The sequence below is a fragment of the Pseudomonas sp. ITEM 17296 genome (assembly GCF_028895205.1).
In the GTDB taxonomy this organism is placed as follows: Bacteria; Pseudomonadota; Gammaproteobacteria; order Pseudomonadales; family Pseudomonadaceae; genus Aquipseudomonas; species Aquipseudomonas kermanshahensis.
Genome location: NZ_WJRS01000011.1, coordinates 1 through 24,254 on the forward strand (window position 1 = coordinate 1; position 24,254 = coordinate 24,254).

A 24,254-nucleotide genomic window follows, 5' to 3' on the forward strand; every position below is an offset into this window, starting at 1 on the left:
CCCGGTGGGCCTGGTGCTGCGCCTGTGTGGCGCGGCGCAACCACAAGGGCAGCGCAAGGCCGCCTGAATCACCGCGTTCTATCTGCCGCAACCCTCGACAACAACCCGAAAAGGTACGCGAAGATGTACGAGTCCCCGTTCACCCGTCGTTTGCTTCAGTGCGCTTGTGCCATGGCACTTTCCGTGACGTGCCTGGGCGCCAGCGCCTCCACCGACAAGCCAGGGGAGGGGGTGAAGATCACCCCGTCGTTCCCTTCGGTGGATGAAGAACGCTTCCGCGGCGAAATCGCCATGCAGGGCCTGCGCGAATTGGGCTACAACGTGCAGAAACCCAAGGAAACCGAATACGCCACGATGATTCTGGCAGTCGGTTACGGCGACGCCGACTTCAGCGTCAACCTGTGGGACAAGCTGCACGCCAGCTTCTACGAGAAGGCCGGCGGCGACCAGAACATGGTCAAGGCCGGCGATATCATGCCTGGCGTGTTGCAGGGCTACCTGATCGACAAAAAAACCGCCGATCAATACAACATCAAGTACATCACCGACCTGAAGAAGCCCGAGCTGGCCAAGCTGTTCGACACCGACGGCGATGGCAAGGCCGACCTGACCGGTTGCAACCCCGGCTGGGGCTGCGAACTGGTCATCGCCCACCACATGAAGGCCTATGACCTGGACAAGACCGTGCACGTCAATCAAGGGTCGTATTTCGCCTTGATGGCCGACACCATCACCCGCTTCAAGGAAGGCAAACCGGTGCTCTATTACACCTGGGTACCCCAGTGGGTGGCCGGGGTGATGGTGGAGGGGCGCGACGTGGTGTGGCTGCAAGTGCCCAACACCGATTTGCCGGGCGGCGGCAACAGCGTCGATACCACGTTCGAGGGCAAGAACCTGGGCTTTGCGGTGGACAAGGTCGAAGCGGTGCTCAACCGAGGGTTCGCCGACAAGAACCCGGCGGCACTGAAGTTTCTGTCGCTGGTGCAGATCAGCGCGGCGGACGAGAGCGCGCAAAACCTCAAGATGCAGAACGGCGAGAAGAACCTGAGCGACATTCAGCGCCACGCCCAGGCGTGGATTGCAGCGCATCGTCAGCAGTTTGATCAATGGCTGCAGGCCGCGCGAGCGACGGCGGTGCAAGCCAGCAACTAGCGGCGCCACCTTGCAGGTGGGTGATTCTTCCAACACTACGATCAAGGAAGCCCTCGCACCATGATGACTTCGCCGTTCTCGATCCCCGCCCAGTCACGCCGTATCGACCCGTCGCGCCAGCGTGCTGCCGCGCTCAGGGCCGACGGCTCGGTCGATGACAACGACCGCAGCGAAATCGGCCCGACCCCTCTGGCGTTCGCCGAGTGGGCCGCGCTCGGCCTGCAGGTGCCGCAGTTGGCGACGATGCGTGAGTACCGCCTGCAACGCATCTGCGAGCAGCTCGTGGCCCGTGACCTCGGCGGCATTCTGCTATTCGACCCGTTGAACATCCGCTACGCCACCGACAGCACCAACATGCAGCTGTGGACCACCCACAACCCCGCCCGTGCCTGTTTCGTCGCTGCCAGCGGGCATGTGGTGCTGTGGGATTTTCATGGCTGTGAGCACCTCTCGGCACACCTGCCGTTGGTGCGTGAGCTGCGCAGTGGCGCGTCGTTCTTCTACTTCGAAACGGGCGAGCGTACCGACGACCATGCCCGGCGTTTTTGTGCCCAGGTCGACGAACTGCTGCGAACCCATGCCGGCGACAACCGCCGCTTGGCCGTGGACCGCATCGAGGTTGCCGGCCTGCGAGCCCTGGACGCCTTGGGCGTGCAGGTGCACAACGGCCAGGCGGTGACCGAGTTCGCGCGTTTGATCAAGGGCCCCGATGATATCCTCGCCATGCGCTGCGCGGTGGCTTCCTGTGAAGCTGCCATCGCTGAAATGCGCCAGGCCATGCGCGCCGGGGTAACCGAGAACGACGTCTGGGCGGCGTTGCACAGCGGCAATATCCGCCGTGGCGGCGAGTGGATCGAAACCCGCATCCTCAGCTCCGGCCCGCGTACCAACCCGTGGTATCAGGAGTCCGGCCCACGGGTGCTGAACGACGGCGACCTGCTGTCGTTCGACACCGACCTGATCGGCGTGTACGGCTTTTGCGTCGACATGTCGCGCAGCTGGATGTGTGGCGGGCTTGAGCCGACGGCCGAGCAAAAACGCCTGTATCGAATCGCCCATGAGCACATCCAGGTCAATGCCGACATGGTCAAGCCTGGCGTGCGCTTCTCCGAGCTCACCCGTAACGGGCATCGCCTGCCGGAAAGCTGCCGTGCCCAGCGTTATGGGGTGATGTTCCATGGCGTGGGGCTATGCGACGAGTACCCCTGCATTCGTTACCCGGAAGACTTCGACGCCTACGGTTACGAAGGGGAACTGCAGCCTGGCATGGCGCTGTGCGTAGAGGCCTATGTGGGGGAGGTAGGGGGGCGTGACGGGATAAAATTGGAGAACCAGCTGCTGGTGACGGAGACGGGGTATGAAGTGCTGACCCATTACCCGTTCGAAGACAGTTTTCTCGCCGAGTGACTGAAGCGGCCCGGGCCCGCTTGGCGGCCCCGGGTCGTTGCAGCGTAGGGGTTATCCGTTCAGCTCGGCGTCGGCCAGGGGTTGCGCCTGCTTGCTCGCGGACTTCTTTTCCTGCACCACGATGTAGAACTCCTCGCCGTGTTTCACCGCGCCATACAGCACGGCCTTTTCGATCAGCTCAGTGCCACGCAGGTGACGCAGCATCATCGGGTCCTTGCGCAGGTCGCGGTACAGCGCCAGGCACAGCAGCACCATCACCACGACAAAGGGCAGCGCCACCACGATGGTCAGGTTCTGCAGCCCGGTGAGCGCTTCGCCGGGGTCGCGTGGGTCGCCGATCGCCAGCATGATCGCCGCCACCGTGCCGGTCAGCGCCCCCCAGAAGATCACGGTGCGCCGTGATGGCGTGGTGGTGCCGTGCTCCGACAGGGTACCCATGACCAGCGACGCGGCATCGGCACCGGAGACGAAGAAGATACCCACCAGGATCATCACCAGTACCGAGGTCACCGAGGCCAGCGGGTAGCTGTCCAGCAACTGATAAAGGGCATGGTTGCTGTTCACGGCGCCATTGACCAGTGCGAAGCTGCCTTCGCGCAGGGCGTCGATGGCGGCACCGCCGAAGATGGTGAACCACACCAGGCTGACCAGGCTCGGTACCAGCAGCACGCCGGTGACGAATTGGCGGATGGTGCGGCCGCGGCTGATGCGGGCAATGAACATGCCGACGAAAGGCGTCCAGGAGATCCACCAAGCCCAGTAGAACACTGTCCAGCCGGCCAGCCAGCTGTCCATCTGCTCACCGCCGCTGGCGTTGGTGCGGGCCATCATCTCTGGCAGCATCTTGATGTAGATGCCAATGGAGGTGGGCAGCAGGTTGAGCATCAACAGCGTCGGGCCAACCAGGAAGACAAACACCGCCAGCACCAGCGCCAGCACCATGTTGGTGTTGGACAGCCACTGGATGCCTTTGCCGATGCCAGAGACCGCAGAGGTGACGAAGGCGATGGTCAGCAGGGTGATGATCGAGATGTAGAACAGCTTGCCGGGGCTCTCGATCCAGCCGTTGTATTCCAGGCCACCGGCGATCTGCAGGGCGCCAAGGCCGAGCGAGGCGGCAGAGCCGAACAAGGTGGCGAAAATCGCCATCATGTCGATCACACGGCCAATTGGGCCGTTGGCGTGTTTACCGATCAGGGGCCGGAAGGCGGTGGAAATCAGCTGCGAGCGGCCGCGTCGGAAGGTGCCGTAAGCGATCACCAGGCCAACGATGGCATACATGGCCCAGGGGTGCAGGGTCCAGTGGAACAGGGTGGTGGCCATGGCCACCTGCATGGCTTCGCTCGATTGCCCGGTGGCCGAGCCGGGAGGCGGCGACACGTAATGTGACAAGGGTTCGGCAACGCCGAAGAACATCAGGCCGATGCCCATACCGGCGCTGAACATCATGGCCACCCAGGAAACCGTACGGAACTCTGGCGCTTCGCCATCACGCCCTAGCGGAATTCTGCCGTAGCGGCTGGCGGCCAGCCACAGCACGAAGATGACGAACACGGTCGAAGTAAGTACGAAAAACCAGCCAAAGTTGAGAATGACCCAGGATTGCGCCGAGGACGCGCTGGCGGCCAGGCTGGCCTGGCTGATGAAGCCCCAGATGACGAAGCCGATGGCCAGGATGCTGGTGATGCCAAAGACGATCCAGTCGATCTTGCCCTCGAGGTGCCGGTCCTGGCGCGCTTCTGCAGTCTTCGAGGGGTCCGTCACGCCAAGGTCGAGCGTTTCGGTAATGTGTTCCTTTGCCATGAATGGTGTTGCCCCTTTGTGGCTTACCTGTGCATGCAGGCTTGTTGTTGTGGGCTGCCGGGGTCGATGACGGTCTCGGCGGGGGAGTCTTGCCGGGCCGATTATCCTGTGCGAGTCACAGCGCTTCCTGTCCCGAATGCGCCGTGGGGCATCCATTGAACGACCTGTTTAATACTTTTAGTTCCGGGCACGATGGCCCTATTTGTCCCGCGTTCTGGTACCCTGATGGGCATTACCCTGGCCCGCACTCCCGAGCACCGTAGAAGCGGCGCTGCCTGCGAGCCTGGCCTTATCAGGAAACGGAGATTCGTCAATGGCCACTGACCGTGTGAGCCTGATTCATTTCGATAAATTGAGCATGAGCCCTGCCGCTGCCCAACGGTTCCAGACTGCCCTCGATGCCCTGGAAACACTCAAGCTGCAGGACCGGTACGTGTACCTCGTTGCTCCTTATCTGGGTGATATCGCCGACGCCTCTGACCGTGAGCAACTGAAAACTGCCGAGGCACAGTGCGTTCGTGTGGTGGAGGAACTGTTGGCCGCCAAGTCGATTACCAAGGCCAAGTCCGAAGAGCTTCGCAAAGTCTTTGAAGAAGCCGCCGAACGTGTGCGCGCTGAAATGCCGGCCTGAATGTTGGTCTTGAGCGTGTAATGGCCAAAGACATCGACAACCCCTGCGTCTCGCTTTGCCAGCTCAACAGCGAGCTGTGCGTAAGCTGTGGCCGCACCCGTGAAGAAATCCGCAAGTGGCGCGGCATGAAGCGCCCTGAGAAAATGGCCACCGTGCAGCGCGCGGCCACGCGGATGAAGGCCATCGTCAAGAAGAACGCGAAACGGCAGAATACCGACTGATCGTTGTCTGTTGCCTCAACACTCAACTCCCTGAACGTTAAATCGAGCCTGGAAAATGGATTCTCACTCGCTTCTTGCCTTTACCCTGGTCGCTGCGATCGCCATCGCCAGCCCTGGCCCTGCAACGCTGATGGCGATCAACAACAGCCTGGCCCACGGGCAGCGCAGCGCTGTCTGGTCCTCGCTGGGCAATGGTTCGGGACTGTTCTGCCTGTCGGCAGCGGCCATGCTCGGGCTGGGCGCCTTGTTGGCCAGCTCTGAAGTCCTTTTCAATGCGGTCAAGATCATCGGTGCCGCGTACCTGTTCTACCTCGGCGCACGGCAGTTGTTGAAGAAAGGCCCGATGCTCGAGTCGGGGGCGGAGGCAGGGGTGGCCAAGCAACGCCCGACGCCGATGAAACTGTACAAATCGGCGTTCCTGACGGCGGTGACCAACCCCAAGGCGACCATGTTCTTCACGGCGCTGTTCCCGCAGTTCATCGATCAGGGTGCAGCGTTGCTGCCGCAGTTCCTGATCCTGACCGGGATCTTTGTCGCCTTGTCGCTCGTTTCGCTGACCCTGTACGCCGCGCTGGCCTCGCGTGCCAAGGGCGTGTTGACCCGGCCCAGCCTTTCGCGCTGGGTGAGCCGGGTGGTGGGGACGACCTTCATTGGCTTCGGTGCGGCCATTTTGACCATGCGTCGTCAGGCCGCGTAAAGGTTAACCGCAGGGCCCTCAAACCCGTGTATGCATTTGCAGCAGGCATCCTGAGTCCGGTGCATTGCCCAACGCTTCGAGCTTCAGGGCCTGCCGCGCACTGGTGATGAACAAGGTAGCGCCTGCTTCCCCGCCAAAGCACAGGTCTGTAGGGCACGGCACCGGCAGGCCGATCATGCGGTCCAGATTACCGTCGGCATCGAAGCGTGCCACGCTCCAACCGTCCAGTTGGGTGGTCCACACCCCACCTTCACTGTCCAGCGCCAAACCGCCAAGCCGGCCACCCCCCAGTGGCAGCGAGGCGAGCCTGCGCACGCTGCTGCTGCCCGGCTGCAGCAGCAGGATGTCACCGGCTTCCGGGGCCAGTGCATATACTGCTGAGCCCTTGGCGTCCCAGCGGAAAGCACTGACTTGCTCCGGTAACGACCAGCCATGGCGCAACTCGCCCTCAGCACTCAGTTCGCCGATCAGGCAACCACTGGCAGTCTTCGCGCACGCCCACAAGGCCCCCGAAGGGTGCGTGGCCAACGCCAGCAGACGGCTGCCGAGCAGGTCCTGACGCGGGTGCTCATGGCCTTCCCAGTCGACCAACGACCACCCGCCAGCCTGGGCCACCAGCAGCCCGTCGGGGTGCAGCTCCATGCCGCGTACCGGCAGGTCAAGGCGCGTCAGCTGGCGGCTGGTGTGCCCGTCCCAGCAGTGGATCGCCGGTGCCAGGGTGTCGGCCCAGTACAAGCGCTTCTGGCCCGCATGCCAGCGCGGAAACGCGCCATGGAATGCCCAAGGCCCGGGTACCACGCTGAGTTCGCCCGCGGCTTGCGGTGCGCTGTCGGGGCGCAATTGCTCGCCTACCCGGCGTGCGGCCTCGGCCAGTTCAGGGCCGAGCAGCGTCAGGCGTTCCAGGGTCAGCCGGTAGGCTGGCCCTGCGACACTCAGGGCGCCACGCACCTGGCCTTGCTTGTCGACGATCGGTGCGGCGACGCAGCGCACACCCAGGCGGATTTCCTCGTCGTCCAGGGCGTAGCCGCGGGTCTGGGTGATCTGCAGCTCAGCCAGCAGCCGACGGCGGTCAGTGATGGTCAGAGGGGTCAACGGTGCCAAAACCAGCCCCTTGAGAATTTCATCGCGAGCGGCTGCAGGGAGCGCCGACAAAATCGCCTTGCCTTGCCCCGTGCAGTACACCGGCTTGCCTTGGCCGAGGCTGGCCGCCGAGCGTTGGGTATGCGCGCCCTCGCAGCGCTCCAGCGATAACACCTGGTTGCCATCGAGCACCGCCAGGTACGAGGTCTCCCCGGTTAGGTCGCGCAGCGCGCGCAGCTCTTCGCTGGCCGCCGCCACCAGGTCAGGTTCCAGGTAGGCGTTACGGACCATCTCCAGGTACTTGAAGCCCAGGCGATAGACCTTGCGGGTCGGGTCGCGGCGGATCATGCCGCGCTCCACCAAGGTGGCGATGATGCGGTACAGCGTGGTGCGCGGCAGCGGTACTTGCTCGGCCAGTGCAGCCTGGCTGATGCCCGAAGCGGTAGCGCCAATGGCCTGCAACACATCCAGGGCTTTTTCCAGTGCTGCGGTGCCTTCACCCGTTTTCATTGTTTTCCCACCCTTTGGAACTCGGTTGCCAAGGGGCACAGTCTGCCTCTTTTCAGCGGGATTTTCCGCCATAGAATCAGCCTCAGCAGGGCTTGAAGCGATTATGTGTCCCACATTGTGGGATTTCGCCTGGGCCGATCATCGGATGAACCCGCGAGGAGAACCTACAACAATGTCCGTCATCCATAACTACGCCGATGCCCACGAGAGTGTCTCTGCCAAACAGGTCGAGGTGAGCGACGAAGTGCTTGCCAAGCTCGCCACGTGCAGCAGCGGCTCGCTGACCACTCAACTGTTCAAGCGTGGCTTCCGCCAGCCGGCGCTGGTTGGCTTGCGTGCCATGACCCGTGATGTAAAACCGTTCGCCGGGCGTGCCTTCACCATGCGCTTCATCCCGGCCCGTGAAGACATCGACACCTATTCGACCATGACCACCAAGCCCAATGACGACAACCTGCAATGGGTGGGTGTGGAGCAGATTCAACCGGGTGACGTGCTGGTCATCGACAGCCGCAACGACCCGGCTGCTGCCTCGGCCGGCAATATTCTGGTAACCCGCCTGCTGGCCCGGGGGGCCAAGGCCATCGTCACCGATGGCGCCCTGCGCGATGGCAGCGAGATCGCTGCCATGAACCTGCCGGCCTATGCCCGGGAAATTACCGCCACCACGCGTATCTCCTACCACCACGTGGCCGACCTTCAGGTCCCGATCGGTTGTGCCGGCGTGGCCGTGTACCCCGGCGACATCATCGTCGGTGATGCCGATGGCCTGACCGTGGTGCCTGCGCACCTGGCCGAGGAAATGGCCGAGGTGTGCAGCGTGCAAGACGACATCGAGCACTACCTGGCCATGCGCATCGCGGCCGGCGAAGCGCTGTGGGGCGTGTACCCGCCGAGCCCGGCGTCGGTCTCCGACTACCATGCCTGGGTTGCCGCTGGCCGCCCGGCGATCCCGTCGATCATCACCCAACAGGGGGCCTGAACCATGGCCGAGCACAAGCATGCGCAACTGATCCGCCGTTATTTCGCTGCCTGCAACGCAGGTGATTACGACCAACTGGTGTCCTGCTTCACGCCTGACGCGGTGCACTACTTTCCGGCGGGCTTGCCAGAAATCCCTTGGCGCAGCGCAGACACCACCGCCCGCAAATGGGTGTGGTGCGTTGAGCAGCTGGGCTCGCAGTGGACCATCGAAAAGATCCTGGTCAGCCATGACAGCGACGAAGCGGTGATCGAGTGGACCCACTGGAAGCGCAAGCTTGGCACTGCGGTGCGTGGGGACGAGTGGTACCTGTTCGATGAGCAGACCGGGTTGATCAAGGAAATCCGCGCCTATTACGCCTCGCCAGCGCAGCAGGACGTGGAAATCAACGAACTGGTCGATTTCGACTACGTCGGCCGTGGCTATCACCTGGAGCCGAAGGCTCGTTGAGCACGGTGGCTGCACTGAACGATTCAGGAGTAAAGCAATGACCTCTCATCAAGACCCCAACCTGGCCGCCATCGACGCCATCGTGGCCAAATCTGCTGCCGCTGCGCACGTTTGGGCTGACGCCAGCGCCAGCCAGCGCGCCACGTTGCTGCGCGGCCTGGCCGATGCGCTGGAGAAGCACCAGCCGGACCTGGTCGCTATCGCCGACCGTGAGAGCGGGCTGGGCGAGGCACGCCTCAACGGTGAAGTCGCCCGTACCGCGTTTCAGCTGCGCGGCTTTGCCACTGAAGTAGAAGCCGGCGTGCCTTACCGCCGAGTCGACGATGCCGCAGTGGCGGGGGCTCCTCCCGCTGGCCGCCCACGGCTGTCACGTATCCAGCGGCCACTGGGTCCGGTGGCGATGTTTTCAGCCAGCAACTTCCCGTTCGCCTTCTCGGTGCTCGGTGGGGACACCGCCTCGGCGCTGGCTGCCGGCTGCCCGGTGGTGGTCAAGCCGCACGCCGGCCACCCTGAGCTGTCTCGCGCCGTATTCACCTTGGCGGCGGCCGTGGTGCGTGCCCAGGGCTTGCCGGAAGGCCTGCTGACCTTGGCCGAAGCCCCCAATCGCGCCGCGGGTACCTACCTGGTGCAGCACCCCTCGATTACCGCAGTGGCGTTCACCGGGTCCTACCAAGGCGGCAAAGCCTTGTGGCAGGCGGCCAATGCCCGTGCCCGCCCGGTGCCGTTCTTCGGTGAGCTGGGGTCGATCAACCCGTTGGTGGCGCTGCCATCCGCCCTGCAGCACGACAGCGAAGGCCTGGCCAAGACCCTGGCCGCCTCCATCACCCTTGGCTGCGGCCAGTTCTGCACAAGCCCCGGCGTGATCGTGCTGCTGGATTCGCCGCTCAGCCAGCGCTTCATCGCTCAATTGGCCGAAGCCATTGCGCCAATCCGCACGCACCGTATGCTCACCCCCGGCATGCAGCAAGGCTTTGAGGCCGCTGCCGCCAGCGTGGCCGAGCATGCCCGGCCGTTGTTCGCGCAGCAGCCCGAGGGTGCCGGCCCCGCGCCGCGGCTATTTGCCACCGACGCGGCCGCTTTCATTGCCAATGCGCACTTGCGTGAAGAGATGTTCGGCCCGGCCGCGTTGGTCGTCACCGCGCAGTCGATCAGCCAGGTCGCCGACGTGCTGGATGCGGTGGGCGGTACCCTGACCACCACGCTGTGGGGCCTGGACGCCGACAGCGAGGACAACCGCCGGTTGTTGCGTGCTGCGCAGCGGGTATCCGGGCGGGTATTGTTCGCCGGCGTGCCCACCGGTGTTGCCGTGTGCCATGCCCAGCAGCATGGCGGGCCATGGCCGGCCTCCACTGCACCACAGACCACCTCGGTGGGTTTTGCGGCCATCGAGCGGTTCTTGCGCCCGGTCGCCTTGCAGGACGCACCGGCCTGGGTGCTGGGGTGAGGAGGGTAGGGCGATGATGCGACATATCGTGTTGTTCCGCCGGCTGGCCGGGGTGGATGCCCAGCCTGAACTGGAAGGCAGGCTGGTGGCTCGGATGCGCGGCCTCACGGAAGAAATCGACTTCATTCGCGACTGGAGAGTCGCCGCCAACGAACTGGATCGGCCGATCTGCTGGGACTACATCCTCGAGTCCAGCTTCGACGATGCCCAGGCCGTGCAGCGTTACCTGCCACACCCGGCGCACCAGGCCCTGGTCGCCGAGCTTAAACAGTACTTCGAGTGGGTAGCGGTGGATTACAGCGTCTAGACCTCTGATCAGCGCCCGGCTCGCTGACGGGGCCAGGCGCTATAACAAAAAAGATCCGGCATCACAGGTGCCGGGCGGAGTCGTACATGAACAAGAAAAAGAACTACCGCTGGACGATCCTGACCCTGTTGTTTCTGGCCATGATCATCAACTATGTCGATCGCGCTGCCTTGTCGATCGCCATGCCTTTCATCACCCAGGAATACCACCTCACGCCCGCCGAGAAGGGCATGATTTTCAGCAGCTTCTTCTTCGGTTACGCGCTGTTCTGTTTCGTCGGTGGCTACTTGGCCGACCGTTACGGCCCCAAACGCGTACTGACCTGGTCCATGAGCTTCTGGTCGGTGCTGTGTGGCTCTACCGCCCTGGCGTTCAACTTCTGGTCGCTGCTGATCGTTCGCGCCCTGTTCGGTGTAGGTGAAGGGCCGGTTTCGACCACGGCCAACAAGACAGTGAACAGCTGGTTCCCGATCAAGGAGCGTGCCCGCGCCATAGGTATCAACCAAGCGGGCGGCCCGTTGGGCGGCGCCTTGGCCGGTCCCATCGTCGGTTTCCTCGCGTTGTGGCTGGGCTGGCGAGTAGCCTTCGTGGTCATCGCAGTGATCGGCGTGCTCTGGGCCATTGCCTGGTGGCGCATGGCAGCGTCCACGCCAAAGGAACACCCGCAGGTTTCGGCCGAAGAACTGGCGCTGATCAACGAGGGCCGCGAAGCCCCCGTGACCGCCGTGGAAGAGGCGCCGCGCACGCCGGTTTTGCAGATCATCCTGCAGCGTTCGGTGCTGGTCACCGGTGTCTCGCTGTTCTGTTACAACTACATTCTGTATTTCTTCATGACCTGGTTCCCCAGTTACCTGATCGACGCCAAGGGCATCGACCTGAAGGCCATGAGTATTGTCACCGCGTTGCCATGGCTGGTGGGCACTGTCGGCTTCGTCTGCGGTGGGCTGCTGATCGACTGGGTGTTCAAACGCACCGGCAAGCAACTGTTTTCGCGCAATGTGGTGCTGGTTACGTGCCTGCTGATTGCGGCAGTGTGCATCGGTTTGACCGGGCAGGTGCAAAGCGTGACCAGTACGGTCGCGGTCATGACCGTGGCGATCGGCTTCTTGATGCTGACTGCGCCGGCTTACTGGTCGTTGATCCAGGATGCCGTGCCCGATCATCAGGTCGGTACGGCTGGTGGTTTCATGCACGGGCTGGCCAACCTTTCGGGCATCGTTGCGCCGACCGTGACCGGGTTCATTATCCAGTCCACCGGCACCTACGCCAGCGGCTTTGGCCTGGCGGCGGCGCTAGGGGTTGTAGGGGCCTTGATCGTCGCCTTGTTCGTCGGCCAGAAACCGGCAAAACAGGCAGCAGCCGTCGCTACCGCTTGACTTGATGGCATCTCCAGCGGGGCAACCCGCTGGGCTTCTGCACTTCACACGTTTTTGGGAATTCGCCATGCCTACGCTTCTTATCACCGGCGCCGCCGGTATCGTCGGAACCGCGCTGCGCCCTTACCTGCGCGAGCGTTTCACCCTGCGCCTGCTGGACCGCAGGCCGGTCACCGAGTTGAACGCAGGCGAAGTTGCGCTGGTCGGCGACCTGACCGACCCGGCCTTCGTCCGCCAAGCCACCGAAGGCGTTGACGCGGTGCTTCATCTGGCCTGCGCCCACGGCACCGACATACACTTTCAGAGCACTGTGCAGCCCAACTACCATGCCACCCTGTACTTGCTCGAAGCCGCGCAACGGGCTGGCGCCAAGCGCTTCGTGTTTGCCAGCAGCCACCATGTGCTGGGCCAGTACCACAGCCAGGCGGCCACTCATTTCGACGACAGCCCGGTGGCCCCGGACAGTTACTACGCCTTGAGCAAAGTGTTTGGCGAAGCGGCCTGCGCCATGTTTTCGCAGCGCAGCGACCTGGCCACATTCGTCGTGCGCATCGGCAATGCCGACCCCAAGGTGGCCGACGCCCGTCGGCTGCGCTTGTGGACCAGCGCCCGCGACCTGGCGCAGTTGGTGCTGATCGGCCTGGAGCACCCGCAGGTGCGTCACGAGATCGTCTATGGCGTGTCGGAGTGCCCGGATGCGTTCTTCCATAACCGCCGCGCCCGTGCGCTGGGCTATTGCCCCCAGGATAATGCCAGCGATCATCTGGCCGACGACTTCCTGGCCTACGAGGCCATGGCGCCGGTAGGCTCTGGCCGCGATCACGTTGGGGGGGCCTACGCCGGTGTGCCTTTGGCCAGTGTTCTGGAGCAAGCATGAAAATCGTCCGTATCGATACCCAGGTCGTGGAAATTCCTTTCCAGGATGGCGGCAAGGGCCTGGGCATCACGCCGACCACCTGGCACACGCTGGAAAACGTGCTGATTCGATTGGAAGACGAGCAGGGTAACGTCGGCTGGGGCGAAGCCTTTGGCTACTTCGTCGCCGATGCCACCAAGGCCCTGATCGATCGCCTGATTGCGCCGCTGCTGCTGCACCGCCAGGTCGATGACATCGCCGCCTTTAACCGCGAACTGCAGTTGCGGTTGCACCTGTTCGGGCGTTATGGGGTGACGATGTTTGCCATTTCCGGCGTCGATATCGCCCTGTGGGACCTCGCCGCCCGCCGCGAGGGCGTGCCCTTGCATCGCCTGCTGGGCCAGGCCCACCGCGAGCAGGTGCCAGCCTATGCCAGCCTGGTGCGCTATGCCGATGATGAGGTGGCCCCGGCGATCTGCGAAAAGGCATTGCGCATGGGCTTTTGTGACATCAAGTTGCATGAGGTGACGTTGCCGGAGATCGCCGCCTGCCGCGACGCCGTTGGCAACGACATACCGCTGGCGACCGACGTCAACTGCGCCTGGACGGCTGCGGACACCCGCGCCTGGCTGCCAGCATTGGCGGACCTGCAACTGGCCTGGCTGGAAGAGCCGATATTCCCACCGGAAGATTTCGCCACGTTGGCCAGCTTGCGCGGCCAGGGAGTGCCGTTGTCGGCAGGGGAGAACTGGTGCACTGCCGTGCAGTTCGAGCAGGCGCTGGTGGCAGGTGCGGTCGATTCGATCCAGCCCAGCGTGACCAAGGTCGGGGGTATTTCCGAATGCCTGCGCATCGCCGCGCTCGCCGACCAGCACAACGCCGTGGTATTGCCGCACTGCCCGTACTTCGGCCCCGGCCTGATCGCCACCTTGCACCTGGCGGCGGTGCAACAGCGCGTGCCACAAGTGGAGTACCTGTTCGTCGAACCGGCGGCCTGGTTGTACCCGGTCGAGCAACTGCGCCAGGGCAACTTGTTGCAGATCCCGCAGGGCCCCGGCCTTGGCCTGGACATCGACGTGCAAGTCGCCGAGCGCTACCGCCGCTGAGCTGGCGCGTATCCCGTAATTGCTCCCCTCCGCTGTGCCACGGCGCGGCGGCAGGGACGACGTGTGCCCGTGAAAGGGCATCGGAGGTCCTATGCAACCGTTGGTTCTGAGCAACGCCACCTGGTCTGTCGGGCTGCTTCCTGCCTGGGGTGGACGTATCGCCCACCTGCGTGCCGAGGGGCTCGACGTGCTGCTGCCGATCTCGGCCGAGCACTTCGACCCGCTCGACTGGCCGCGGGCTGGCGCGTACCCGCTGGTGCCGTACTCCAACCGTATTCGCAATGCCCAACTGCAGTTTGCAGGGCAGGCCTATACATTGCCGGCTCACCCCGCAGCGCGGCCGCACACCTTGCATGGGGTGGCGCACACACTGGCGTGGCACGTGCTGGAACCCTGTGCCGGGCAGTTGACCCTTGCCTGCGATTACCAAGGCGAGCACTGGCCCTGGGCATTTCGTGCCGAACAGCGTTTCGTGCTCGAAGGCAATCGCTTGAGCATCGTCCTGGCGCTGCTCAACCAGGGGGATTCCCCCATGCCTGCGGGCCTTGGGCTGCACCCGTATTTTCAACGCCATGCGGGGCTGAACGTACGTTACCAGGTTGGCCGGGAATGGCAGATCGATGATCAGTACCTGGCTACCGGCGGCTTTCGGCAGGCCACGCAGCCTGTGTCGATTGACGCCGATGACGTACAGGCGTTGGCGCACTACCAGTCCTGCTGGGATGGGCTACTGGAACTCGATTACCCGGCGGGCAGCCTCAAACTGCAGGCAAGCCCACCCCTGAGCCATTTCGTTGCCTTTGCCCCGGCCGGCAGCCGCTACCTGTGCCTGGAGCCGGTTTCGCACCTGGCCAATGCCTTCAACCAGCCTGAACAGGCCTGGGGCGATACCGGCACCCAGGTGCTGGGCCCTGGCCAGCGGCTCGAAGCCACCTTCGAATTTACCTGGCAGCGACGCTGACAACTTTGCCGACCGCTGTACCCGACACCCACAATAAAAGAGAACAACAACAATGAAACTCTCCTCGACTGGAGCGGGCTTCGCTCGCGCTGCAAAACCCTTGTCGCTGCTGCTCGGGCTGGGCCCACTGTGTGCCCAGGCGGCCTTTCTGGAGGACGGCAAGGCCAACCTGACATTGCGCAACTTCTACTACAACCACGACCTGCGCGACTCCACCAAGCCTGCGCAGTCCAAGCTGGAGGAGTGGGCCCAGGGCTTCATCCTCAAAGGTGAGTCCGGTTACACCGACACCACGGTCGGGGTGGGCGTGGACGTTTATGCCGGCCTGGGGCTAAAACTGGATTCATCGCCATCGCGCAGTGGCTCGGCGCTGCTGCCGGGCGCCTACAACCGTGCGGGTGGGCCCCGCAATGCTGACCCGCGTTCGGCTGACGAGTTTTCCGAGGCCACGGCAGCGGTCAAATTCAAGTATTCGAAAACCGAGTTGAAGGTGGGCGGTCTGTTCCCCAAAATCCCCCTGGTCAGCGCCGGCGATGCGCGCTTGCTGCCGCAGTTTTTCGAAGGCGCGATGCTCGATATACGCGAACTGGACAACCTCGATATTGGCCTGGGCCAGATGCGCAAGGTCAACCAGCGCGAGTTCGCCGGCGCTCGCGACATTCAGGTGGGCAACTACTACAGTGTGTTCAGTGACCGCTTCGACTACTTGGGCGGTACCTGGCGCGCGACCCCGCAGACGTCGCTGGGGCTGTGGACCGGTCGCCTTGCCGACGTCTACCAGCAAACCTTGTATACCGGCACCCAGGCGTTCAAGGCAGGCGACTGGAACCTTTCCGGCACTTTCAACTACCTCGATACTGGCGAGTCGGGCACTGAGAAGGCTGGCAATCTCGATAGCCGCATGACTTCGGCGATGCTCAGCGCCAACCTCAAGGCCCAGACGTTCCGCCTTGGCTACCAATACAACGCAGGCGACAGCGCCTTGCCGTTCATTCATGACACTGACCTGCCGGGGGTTGCCAACGCCGTACAGGTGCTGCGCTTCGACCGTGCCCAGGAGCGCTCGTGGCAGGCCCGCTACGACCTTGATTTCGCCGCCCTCGGCGTACCGGGGCTGACGGCGTTCGCCCGTTATGTGCGCGGGGACAACTTCAAGGTGGCGGGGGAGGATGGCAGTGAGTGGGAGCGCAACCTGGATGTCACCTACGTGATCCAGAGCGGGCCGCTGAAGAACCTGGCGTTGCGCTGGCGCAACGTCGAACTGCGCGGAGATGCGACCGGGCGGCGCGACGAAAACCGCGTGATCATTGCCTATACCTTGCCGCTGTTTTGAGCCTTTGGCCTGGGGCTGCTTTGCAGCCCCTTCGCGACGCGCCCCCAACAATCCCGAACCGATTCACATCCCCCCAGGAAGACACCAGTGCCCCAGCCCTTGGACCCCGCCATGCAGGCCTACATCGACAACAGCAAGCGTTTCACCGCGACCGACAACAGCCTGGCCGCCCGACGCTCGGCATTCCTGCAAGCCTGTCGCAATTGCACACCGCCACCGCCTGAAGGCTGGGGTATCGAGGACATCGACCTGCAGGGCCTGCGCCTGCGCTGCTATCAACCCGCCGGCCCGGCACCGGAAGGTGGCTGGCCAACGCTGCTGTACCTGCACGGCGGTGGCTGGGACCTGGGTAACCTCGATACCCACGACTGGTTCGCTTACGCCCTGGCGCGCCGGGCACCGATCGCCATCGTCGCGGTCGAGTATCGGCTGGCGCCAGAGCATGCCTACCCTGCACCGCTGGAGGACTGCCTGAAGGTGTGGTCGGCGTTGCGCAGTGGCCAGGTCGATGCGCGCCTCAGCCAGGCCCGCTTGATGGTCGCCGGCGACAGCGCAGGCGGCACCCTGGCGGCCGGCTTGTGCAGGGCACTGCACCGTGACGGCCAGCCGCAGCCAGTGGGGCAATTGCTGGTGTACCCGGTACTGACTGCCCGGCGGCAGTTGCCGTCGATGCAGCAGCATGCAGAGGCACCGATGATGACGGTGACGGGGCTGATGAAGTCCCTAGAAGGGTTTCTGCCGGTCAAGGCCGACCGTGATGATCCCTGCGCGATGCCGTTGGAGGCGGTTGACTTTGCCGGGCTGGCCCCGGCCTGGGTGTTGGTGGCCAGTGTCGACCCACTGCGCGATCACGGCATCGCCTACTGTGACGCGCTTGCGGCGCATGGGGTGCAGGCCGATGCCTGGGTAGGCGAGGGGATGGTGCATTCCAGCCTGCGCGCCTTCGGGGTGGCTGAGGTCGAGCAGGCTTGGGACCGAATGGCCGTACAGTTGCTGCAGTGGGCGCAGGGCACCCTCGATTCCGCCGACGGCGGGGCATCTGCGCACTGACGAAAAACCTGCCTGCCCGCCATTATGGGGCCAGACTGTCTACACCACGCGAAGCCAGATGCTGCAGTCTTCCACGGGATGTGGCAGCCTTTGGCGACCACGCCGGGTCGCCGGGTGCCACTTGTGCCGAGGGTTGTAGATGATCGAGCGTTGCGTTCGCCACGCCTTGCTGTTGATGCTGTGCGGGTTCCTGCTACCGATGGGCGCGGGTGCGCAGGCGGCATGCCAGCACCTGACGGCCACTGGCAACCCTGAATACCCCCCGTACCTGTGGCGTGACCCACACAACCCTCAGCAGTTGATCGGTGCCAATGCCGACTTACTCAAGCACTTGGGCAAGCAACTCGGGCTGGAGGTGGAGGTGGTCTATGGCGGGCCTTGGTCGCGTGCCCAGGAGGAAGTGCGCACGGGCCGTATCGACCTGCTGGCCGGGTATTTTCTGACCCAAGCGCGCACCCAGCTGATGGACTTCATAAGCCCCGCATTCCTGCACACGCCCAGCGTGGTCTGGGTGCGCCAGCAAGGGGCCTTTGCCTATCAGCAATGGTCGGACCTGCAAGGCCGTAAAGGCGGGACACTGGTCAATAACAGCCATGGCCAGCAGTTCGATGACTATGCCAGGGTCAGCCTCACGCTCGAAGCGGTGCCCAGCGCCAAGCAGGCCTTCGAGAAACTGTTGCTCAAACGCAGCGACTATGTGGTTTTCGAGCAGTACCCCGGCATGGCGTTGGCGCAGACGTTGGGCATGCAGGACAAGCTGCAGGTGCTGGACCCGCCCGTGTCCAGCGAAGGCTTGTACCTGGCGGTGTCACATAAATCGCCCTGCAATCAGCCACAGTTGCGCGAAGCGCTGACGCGGGAGATGAACCAGGTTGTGTCCAGCACGTTGCCGGAGCAATTAATGCGGCAGAACCTGGCACGTTGGCAGCAACAGCAGTCGCAAGCGCTCGCTCACTGACCCTCACATCGACGTCAGGGCTTGAGGCACGTCAACGTCCAGCACCACCCCAGCATCGTCGACGGCTACGCTGGCACACGCCCGCGGATTGTCCAGGATGACCTGCCTGCCGCCTTGGTCGCCGTGCAACTGCGCCAGTGCCGGCCAGAACGCACGGCCGAAGAACACCGGGTGCCCGCGCTGGCCCTGGTACAGCGGCAGCACGATACGTGTAGCGCTGGCCTGCTCGCACAACGTGTGCAAGGTACGCGGTGCGATCCACGGCATATCCGCCAACAGCACCGCCACCGCCTGGGCGGGGGTCTGCAACAGGGCGGTGACCCCCGCTGCCAGGCTGGCGCCCATGCCGTGCTCGGCCTGGTCGGCCCATACGATCCGGGCACGCGGGTCGATGCCCAGTTGTTGCGCGTCGTCGTCCGGGCGCAGCACGATGTGCACCACGGCGAACTGCTCGAATGCACGCGCCAGCGTCGCTGCCAGCAGCGTCTGCCCCGAGGGCAACCGTGCCAGGCGTTTGTCGCTGCCAAAACGCTGCGATCGCCCAGCCGCCAGCACCAGCGCGGCGCAGGTCATGGGGTGTGCAGGCATGCCTCGGCCTCCCGGGCAAGCTTGGCTTTGGTCACGTTGACCGCGCCAGGCAGGCTCACGTCGTTTTTGGCAGCAAGGATCTCGGCCATGACGCTGACGGCGATTTCGGCCGGGGTCTTGCTGCCGATGTAGATGCCGATAGGGCCGTGCAGGCGCTGGAGGCTGGCTTCGGTCTCGCCGAAGTGCTCGATCAGGCGCTCGCGGCGCAGCTGGCTGTTGCGCCGCGAGCCGATGGCGCCGATGTAGAACGCCGGGCTGTGCAGGGCTTCGAGCAATGCCAGGTCGTCGAGCTTGGGGTCGTGGCTGAGGGCGACGACGGCGCTGCGCAGGTCGGGGGCGAAGGCGCGAACCACGTCGTCCGGCATCCCGGCCAGCTTCACCACGCCGTCGACGCTCCAGCCGCCCATGTACTCGGGCCGAGGGTCGCACACCGACACCGTGAAGCCGTTGAACAGGGCCATGGTCGCCAGGTATTCGGCCAGCGCGCCGGCGCCGATCAGCAGCACGCGGTAGCCAGGGCCGAGGGTGCTGAGCATGCGCTGGCCGTCGAAGCTGAACTGATCCGGTGTGGCGCTGGCCGTAAGCGTGGCTGCGCCGCTGCGCACATCCAGCTCGCGGCGTATCAGGCTACCGCTGTCCAGGCCGGCCAGCAGTTGCGCCAGGTGTGCTGCCGATGGCTCGAACTCGAGGATCAGTTGCAGGGTGCCGCCGCAGGGCAAGCCGAAACGGTGGGCGTCCTCGGCGCTGACGCCGTAGCGAACCACCTCCGGCAGCCCGGTCTGCATGCCGGGGCCGCCATAGGCGGTGGTGTAGCGGTGGATGAGATCGTCCTCGATGCAGCCACCGGACACGCTGCCGACCACGCGACCGTCGCTGCGCAGGGCCATCATCGAACCGACCGGGCGAGGGGAGGAGCCCCAGGTGCGGGCCACGGTGGCCAGCAGGACGCGTTCACCGCTGGCAAGCCAGTCACGGGCGGTGCGCAATACCAGCAGGTCGATGCTTTCCATTCTCATTCTCCAAAGCGTAATACCTGTGCCGACCCTTTACTGATTCAGCAGGGTTGTGTGGGGAAATCACTCATCCACCCTTCTGTGGGAGCCGGCAACCCAAGGTGAACGCCTATAGAGACCGTGCCGTTCTCGATGAAACTTCATCGCATATGCAAGATGATTGGGCTGCTGCTGGCCGGGTCGGTGTGCCCGCGCAACGTGCTCACTGCCTGTGCATCCACCGCGCTGCCGTGGTTGCCCCAACTGCTGCGCACAAAGCTCAGTACTTCGGCAACCTCCTGGTCCGACAATTGCTCGCGGAAGGCCGGCATGCGGTAGGCATCGGGCAGGCCAGCGGCAACGATGCGTTGCGAGCCGTTGAGGGTGATGTTGATCGCCGAGGCGTTCTCGCTGGCCAAGGCCGAGGTTGCGCCCGCTAACGGCGGCATCCATTCGGCCTGGCCCTTGCCGTCCAGCCCATGGCAAGAGGCGCAGCGCGTGACGTAGGTGTGGGCGCCCGGGCGCTCAAGCGTCGCCGCCGCCGATGCCGCTTGGTACTGCCAGGGCGTGCCGTCACGTTGCGGATCGCCTGGCAGCGATTTCAGGTAGTGGGCGATTGCCGCCAGGTCCTCGTTGGCCATGAACTGCGTGGAGTTGTTGAACGCCTCGGTCATCGAGCCATAGACCACGGCATGCCGGTTACGCCCAGTCTTGAGAAACTGGACGATCTCGGCTTCGCTCCAGCGCCCCAGGCCGGTGTTGTGATCGGCGCGCAGGCTCGGCGCGTACCAGCCATCGAGCAGCGCGCCGGCCAGAAACGGCTTGCCGTCTTCATCCAGAGCCTTCTCGTTGAAAGCCAGGCCGCGCGGGGTATGGCAGCTGCCGCAGTGCCCGGGGCCTTGGACAATATAAGCGCCGCGGTTCCACAGAGGGTCCTGGCCAGCCTTGGTCACGTAGGGCGTAGTGGGCGCAAACAGCCCATTCCACAGCGCGATGGGCCAGCGCAGGTTCAGCGGCCACGGGATATCGCTGGGGATGTTCGGCTGGCTGGCAGGTTGCACGCCCTGCATGAAAAACGCGTACAACGCACGCACATCGTCATCGCTGAGCTTGGCGTAGGAGGGGTAGGGCATGGCCGGGTATAGCCGCCGGCCACCGGGGGCTACGCCATGGCGCACGGCGCGGTCGAAGTCGGCGAGGCTGTAGCCGCCGATGCCGGTATCCCGGTCTGGGGTGATGTTGGTGGCATGGATCGCGCCCAACGGCGTGGCCATCTCCAGGCCTCCGGCGAACGGTTTGTTGTCGGGCAGGCTGTGGCAGGCCACGCAGTCGCTGAGCCGGGCCACGTACTCGCCGCGGCTGACCAGCGCCGGGTCGACGTTGGCATTTTGTTCGGCCACGAAAGGCGACGTGGGCTCTCGGGTTACATACCAGGCCAGCAGGCCTGCCGCGACCAGGCACGGCAGCGCCAGCCAGCCGGCGGTTCTTGCGAATCGGCTGTGGGTCATGGGCGTTCCTTGTCCTGTCAGGTGAAGGTGTAGCGGCTCAATGGGATGCTGCGGATGCGCTGGCCGGTCAGCCGCGCTACCGCGTTGGCCACCGCCGGTGCAACCGCGGGCAGCGGCGGTTCGCCGATGCCGCCCATCTTCGCGCCGCTTTCGACGATGCGCACATGCACCCGGGCCATGCGCGAAGGCGGCAGGATCGGGTACAGGTCGTAGTTGCGCGCCCGGGGCTTGCCGTCGATGTACACCGCTTCTTCCAACAGGGTCTGCGACAGGCCCAGGGCCACGGCGCCGTTGACCTGGGCTTCGATGATCGCCGGGTTGACGATGCTGCCTGGGTCGATGGCCTGCCAGATGTCGTGCACTTTGACCTGACCGTTTTCGATCGACACTTCGGCGATAACCGCCGCCTCCGAGCCAAACGGCGAGGCCATGGCCACACCGCGTGCCCGTTTGCTGCCGTCCTCGGCCGTGAATGGCCCACGCTTCCAGCCGCCGGACAACTCGCCGACCGCCTGTAGCAGGGTGGTCAGGCGCGGGTTGTCGCGCAACAGATGCAGGCGCAATTCATAAGGGTCCTTGCCGCCTTTGTCGGCCAGCTCGTCGAGGAAGGCTTCGTAGAAGAAGTCGTTCAGCGAGTTGCCCACCGAGCGCCAGTAGCCGAGCATGACCGGGCCTTTGACGTAGATTTGGGCAATGCGTTTGTTGGCGATGGCGTACGACTTGCCCGACAGCCCTTCAAGGGCGGTGGGGTCGATCTTGTCACCTTGTTTGCCGGCCAGTGCCTCGGTCGGGCCTTCGGTGGCACTCACGGCTTCTATCGCGACTGGCAGGCCATCGTCATCCAGTGCCCCACGGAACTTAACCACCGCCAGCGGCCGCAACACATCCCGCAGAAACTCCTCTTCGCGGCTCCAGATCAGTTTGACCGGGCGGCCCACCGCTTTGGCCAGGGCGATGGCCTGCGGGTAGGGGTTGGCCGAGTCATACAGAAAATGCCGGCCAAAAAAGCCGCCCAGCAGGGGTGAGTGCAGGGTGATGCGCGCAGGGTCGAGGCCGGTGCGTTTGGCGATGTCGTCGCGGAACATGTCCGGCGCCTGGTTGGGCAACCACACCTCCAGCGAACCGTCGGGGTTGAAGCGGGCGAGCGCTGAGGGCGGCTCGAGCTGGGCGTGGTTGAGGTACTGGTTATGGTAGGTTGCCTCGATCTTGGTCTTGGCTTTGGCTAGCACCCCGGCCACATCGCCTTGGTTTTCCTCGTCGCGGGCCGGGCCTTGCTCGGTGGCCAGGCGGTCACGATAGGCGTCGCTGGAAAAGTCGGCCGGCATCGGCCTTACCGGCGAATCGCTGCCGGGCTCCTGCCAGTCCACCTGGAGGGCCTCGACTGCGCGCTTGGCATGCCACCAGCGTTCGGCGACCACCGCCACCGCGCCGGGTAGTTGATGCACCGAATGCACGCCTTTCATGGCCTTGACCTGTGTTTCGTTGCGCAGGCTGCCAACCGTCATGCCCAGGCGCGGTGCGTGCTGGACGGCGGCGTGGAGCATGCCGTCGAGCTTGATGTCGATGGTGTACACGGCCTTGCCGGTGGATTTGTCATAGGCATCGACCCGGCGCACCGGTTTGCCGATCCAGCGGAACTGGCTGGGGTCGCGCAGCTTCACGCTGGCCGGGTCTGGCACCGGCAGGTCGAGGGCGCGCTCGGCCAGTTCGCCGTAGGGCACCGAGCGGCCTGAGGCTGCATGGATGACCTTGCCGGGTTCGGTGGAAAGTTCGTCGACCGGCACCCCCAACTGCTCGGCACCTGCCTGCAGCAACATGGCCCGGGCCAGGGCGCCGAGGCGGCGCATGGTCGGGTAACTCATGCGAACCGACATGCTGCCGCCGGTGATGCGCATGCCGTTTTCCATCACCACGTAAGCTTCGCCAGGCGGCGCGCTGTCGACCAGGAACGTGGCCGGGTCGGCGTCCAGTTCTTCGCCGACGATCTGTGCCATGGCGGTGTAGGTGCCTTGGCCGCCCTCCATGAACGGGCAGAGCAGGCGCACGGTGCTGTCCGGGCGAATTTCCAGGAAGGCCGGTACTTGTGTGCCGCGCTCCTGGGCCGCGGTGGTGGCGGCCTGGACCCGTGCCGAGCCCAGCGGCAACCCAAACCCGAGTACCAGCGCGCCTGCGGCGGCGCCCGCCGAGGCTAGCAGGAAGCGGCGGCGTGACAGGTTAACCGGCTCACCCAGCGGCAGCGCCGACAGCTCGGCAGGGGTATCGATACGCGTGTTCATCACGCCTCCTCCCGCTGGGCCGCAAGGTCGTGGACGGCGGCATGGATGGCGTTGTAAGTGCCGCAGCGGCAAAGGTTGACCATCGCGGCATCGATCTGCGCGTCGCTGGGCTGGGGCGTGTGCTTGAGCAGCGCCGTGGCGGCCATCACCTGGCCTGACTGGCAGTAGCCACACTGCGCCACCTGGTGCTCGACCCAGGCCGCGACCACACGCTTGCCAACGGCGTCGTCCTCGATCGCCTCGATGGTGGTCACTTCGCGCCCGACCACGCCTGCCACCGGGGTCACGCAGGCGCGCACCACGCTGCCGTCCACCAGCACCGAGCAAGCGCCGCATTGCGCCAGGCCGCAGCCATACTTGGTGCCGGTCAGCCCCAGGTCGTCACGGATCACCCACAACAGGGGCGTGTCAGCGTCGGCCTCGACCTGATAGGTCTTCTGGTTGATGCGTAGTTCCATGGTTCACCTGCTCATCATCGGTTTGCTGTCGCGTTGTCGTCGTGAGTGGGGATACGTTGCCCCCAATCCAGAAACGCTAGCACAGCGCTACGACCGGCGAGCAGGCGC

At 64.5% G+C, this 24,254-nt stretch carries 23 protein-coding genes; 16 read left to right on the forward strand and 7 right to left on the reverse strand.

Features of this window, described 5'->3' with window-relative positions; all coding sequences use genetic code 11:
- Positions 1-123: 123 nt before the first annotated feature.
- Positions 124-1,152: a glycine betaine/L-proline ABC transporter substrate-binding protein ProX gene (gene proX, locus GIB19_RS14115; protein WP_238213105.1), complete on the forward strand. Its 1,029-nt coding sequence runs from the start codon at positions 124-126 to the stop codon at positions 1,150-1,152.
- 60 nt (positions 1,153-1,212) lie between these two features.
- Positions 1,213-2,559 (forward strand): dimethylsulfonioproprionate lyase DddP, encoded by a 1,347-nt coding sequence (gene dddP, locus GIB19_RS14120; protein WP_274886880.1) that lies wholly within the window; start codon positions 1,213-1,215, stop codon positions 2,557-2,559.
- Between the two features lie 51 nt (positions 2,560-2,610).
- On the opposite strand, the gene GIB19_RS14125 is transcribed toward dddP, so the two are convergent.
- The gene (locus GIB19_RS14125) at positions 2,611-4,362 is read right to left on the reverse strand and encodes a BCCT family transporter (protein ID WP_099429073.1); all 1,752 of its coding nucleotides are present in this window, start codon (positions 4,360-4,362) and stop codon (positions 2,611-2,613) included.
- Between the two features lie 313 nt (positions 4,363-4,675).
- Between GIB19_RS14125 and GIB19_RS14130 the strand changes: the two genes are divergently transcribed.
- The 3 genes from GIB19_RS14130 to GIB19_RS14140 are packed head-to-tail and all read left to right on the forward strand — an operon-like array spanning position 4,676 to position 5,911.
- Complete coding sequence (locus GIB19_RS14130; protein ID WP_027593642.1) at positions 4,676-4,993, forward strand: hypothetical protein; 318 nt, start codon at positions 4,676-4,678, stop codon at positions 4,991-4,993.
- Positions 4,994-5,013: 20 nt separating this feature from the next.
- Positions 5,014-5,214 carry a DUF1289 domain-containing protein gene (locus tag GIB19_RS14135; RefSeq protein ID WP_027593641.1) on the forward strand — a complete coding sequence of 67 codons (201 nt, stop codon included), beginning with the start codon at positions 5,014-5,016 and terminating at the stop codon, positions 5,212-5,214.
- 55 nt (positions 5,215-5,269) lie between these two features.
- Positions 5,270-5,911: a LysE family translocator gene (locus tag GIB19_RS14140; protein ID WP_186703593.1), complete on the forward strand. Its 642-nt coding sequence runs from the start codon at positions 5,270-5,272 to the stop codon at positions 5,909-5,911.
- Positions 5,912-5,929: 18 nt separating this feature from the next.
- Here GIB19_RS14140 and GIB19_RS14145 read toward each other — a convergent pair whose 3' ends face one another.
- Positions 5,930-7,501 (reverse strand): IclR family transcriptional regulator domain-containing protein, encoded by a 1,572-nt coding sequence (locus tag GIB19_RS14145; RefSeq protein WP_186680328.1) that lies wholly within the window; start codon positions 7,499-7,501, stop codon positions 5,930-5,932.
- A 172-nt stretch (positions 7,502-7,673) separates the two neighbouring features.
- On the opposite strand from GIB19_RS14145, the gene GIB19_RS14150 reads away from it, so the two are divergent.
- The 11 genes from GIB19_RS14150 to GIB19_RS14200 all read left to right on the forward strand — a co-directional run bounded on the left by GIB19_RS14150 (position 7,674) and on the right by GIB19_RS14200 (position 18,324).
- Positions 7,674-8,483: an RraA family protein gene (locus GIB19_RS14150; protein WP_186703592.1), complete on the forward strand. Its 810-nt coding sequence runs from the start codon at positions 7,674-7,676 to the stop codon at positions 8,481-8,483.
- Positions 8,484-8,486: 3 nt separating this feature from the next.
- Positions 8,487-8,933, forward strand: coding sequence for a nuclear transport factor 2 family protein (locus GIB19_RS14155; RefSeq protein WP_274886892.1), 447 nt, complete (start codon positions 8,487-8,489; stop codon positions 8,931-8,933).
- A 37-nt stretch (positions 8,934-8,970) separates the two neighbouring features.
- Entirely contained in the window at positions 8,971-10,377 is a 1,407-nt protein-coding gene (locus GIB19_RS14160) for an aldehyde dehydrogenase (NADP(+)) (protein ID WP_274886894.1), read from the forward strand.
- Between the two features lie 13 nt (positions 10,378-10,390).
- A complete protein-coding gene (locus GIB19_RS14165; protein WP_027593635.1) occupies positions 10,391-10,684 on the forward strand; it encodes a Dabb family protein in 294 nt (97 codons plus the stop codon).
- Positions 10,685-10,770: 86 nt separating this feature from the next.
- Positions 10,771-12,060, forward strand: coding sequence for an MFS transporter (locus GIB19_RS14170; protein WP_274886896.1), 1,290 nt, complete (start codon positions 10,771-10,773; stop codon positions 12,058-12,060).
- A gap of 67 nt (positions 12,061-12,127) precedes the next feature.
- A complete protein-coding gene (locus GIB19_RS14175; protein WP_027593633.1) occupies positions 12,128-12,937 on the forward strand; it encodes an NAD-dependent epimerase/dehydratase family protein in 810 nt (269 codons plus the stop codon).
- Entirely contained in the window at positions 12,934-14,022 is a 1,089-nt protein-coding gene (locus tag GIB19_RS14180; protein ID WP_186703590.1) for a mandelate racemase/muconate lactonizing enzyme family protein, read from the forward strand. Before GIB19_RS14175 ends, GIB19_RS14180 begins: the two co-directional genes overlap by 4 nt.
- A gap of 91 nt (positions 14,023-14,113) precedes the next feature.
- The gene (locus GIB19_RS14185) at positions 14,114-14,983 is read left to right on the forward strand and encodes an aldose 1-epimerase (RefSeq protein ID WP_274886899.1); all 870 of its coding nucleotides are present in this window, start codon (positions 14,114-14,116) and stop codon (positions 14,981-14,983) included.
- Between the two features lie 52 nt (positions 14,984-15,035).
- The gene (locus GIB19_RS14190) at positions 15,036-16,316 is read left to right on the forward strand and encodes an OprD family porin (protein ID WP_186680316.1); all 1,281 of its coding nucleotides are present in this window, start codon (positions 15,036-15,038) and stop codon (positions 16,314-16,316) included.
- Positions 16,317-16,403: 87 nt separating this feature from the next.
- Positions 16,404-17,366, forward strand: coding sequence for an alpha/beta hydrolase (locus GIB19_RS14195; protein WP_274886900.1), 963 nt, complete (start codon positions 16,404-16,406; stop codon positions 17,364-17,366).
- 139 nt (positions 17,367-17,505) lie between these two features.
- Positions 17,506-18,324 (forward strand): substrate-binding periplasmic protein, encoded by an 819-nt coding sequence (locus tag GIB19_RS14200; RefSeq protein ID WP_274886901.1) that lies wholly within the window; start codon positions 17,506-17,508, stop codon positions 18,322-18,324.
- A 3-nt stretch (positions 18,325-18,327) separates the two neighbouring features.
- On the opposite strand, the gene GIB19_RS14205 is transcribed toward GIB19_RS14200, so the two are convergent.
- The 5 genes from GIB19_RS14205 to GIB19_RS14225 all read right to left on the reverse strand — a co-directional run bounded on the left by GIB19_RS14205 (position 18,328) and on the right by GIB19_RS14225 (position 24,146).
- Positions 18,328-18,912, reverse strand: a complete 585-nt coding sequence (locus GIB19_RS14205) for a nucleotidyltransferase family protein (protein WP_274886902.1) — start codon at positions 18,910-18,912, stop codon at positions 18,328-18,330.
- Positions 18,894-19,922, reverse strand: coding sequence for an XdhC family protein (locus GIB19_RS14210; protein WP_274886903.1), 1,029 nt, complete (start codon positions 19,920-19,922; stop codon positions 18,894-18,896). Before GIB19_RS14210 ends, GIB19_RS14205 begins: the two co-directional genes overlap by 19 nt.
- 143 nt (positions 19,923-20,065) lie before the next feature.
- Complete coding sequence (locus GIB19_RS14215; RefSeq protein ID WP_274886904.1) at positions 20,066-21,412, reverse strand: c-type cytochrome; 1,347 nt, start codon at positions 21,410-21,412, stop codon at positions 20,066-20,068.
- A gap of 17 nt (positions 21,413-21,429) precedes the next feature.
- The gene (locus GIB19_RS14220) at positions 21,430-23,688 is read right to left on the reverse strand and encodes a xanthine dehydrogenase family protein molybdopterin-binding subunit (RefSeq protein WP_274886905.1); all 2,259 of its coding nucleotides are present in this window, start codon (positions 23,686-23,688) and stop codon (positions 21,430-21,432) included.
- Positions 23,688-24,146, reverse strand: a complete 459-nt coding sequence (locus GIB19_RS14225; protein ID WP_027593623.1) for a (2Fe-2S)-binding protein — start codon at positions 24,144-24,146, stop codon at positions 23,688-23,690. The genes GIB19_RS14220 and GIB19_RS14225 overlap by 1 nt, the downstream gene beginning before the upstream one ends.
- Between the last annotated feature and the right edge of the window lie 108 nt (positions 24,147-24,254).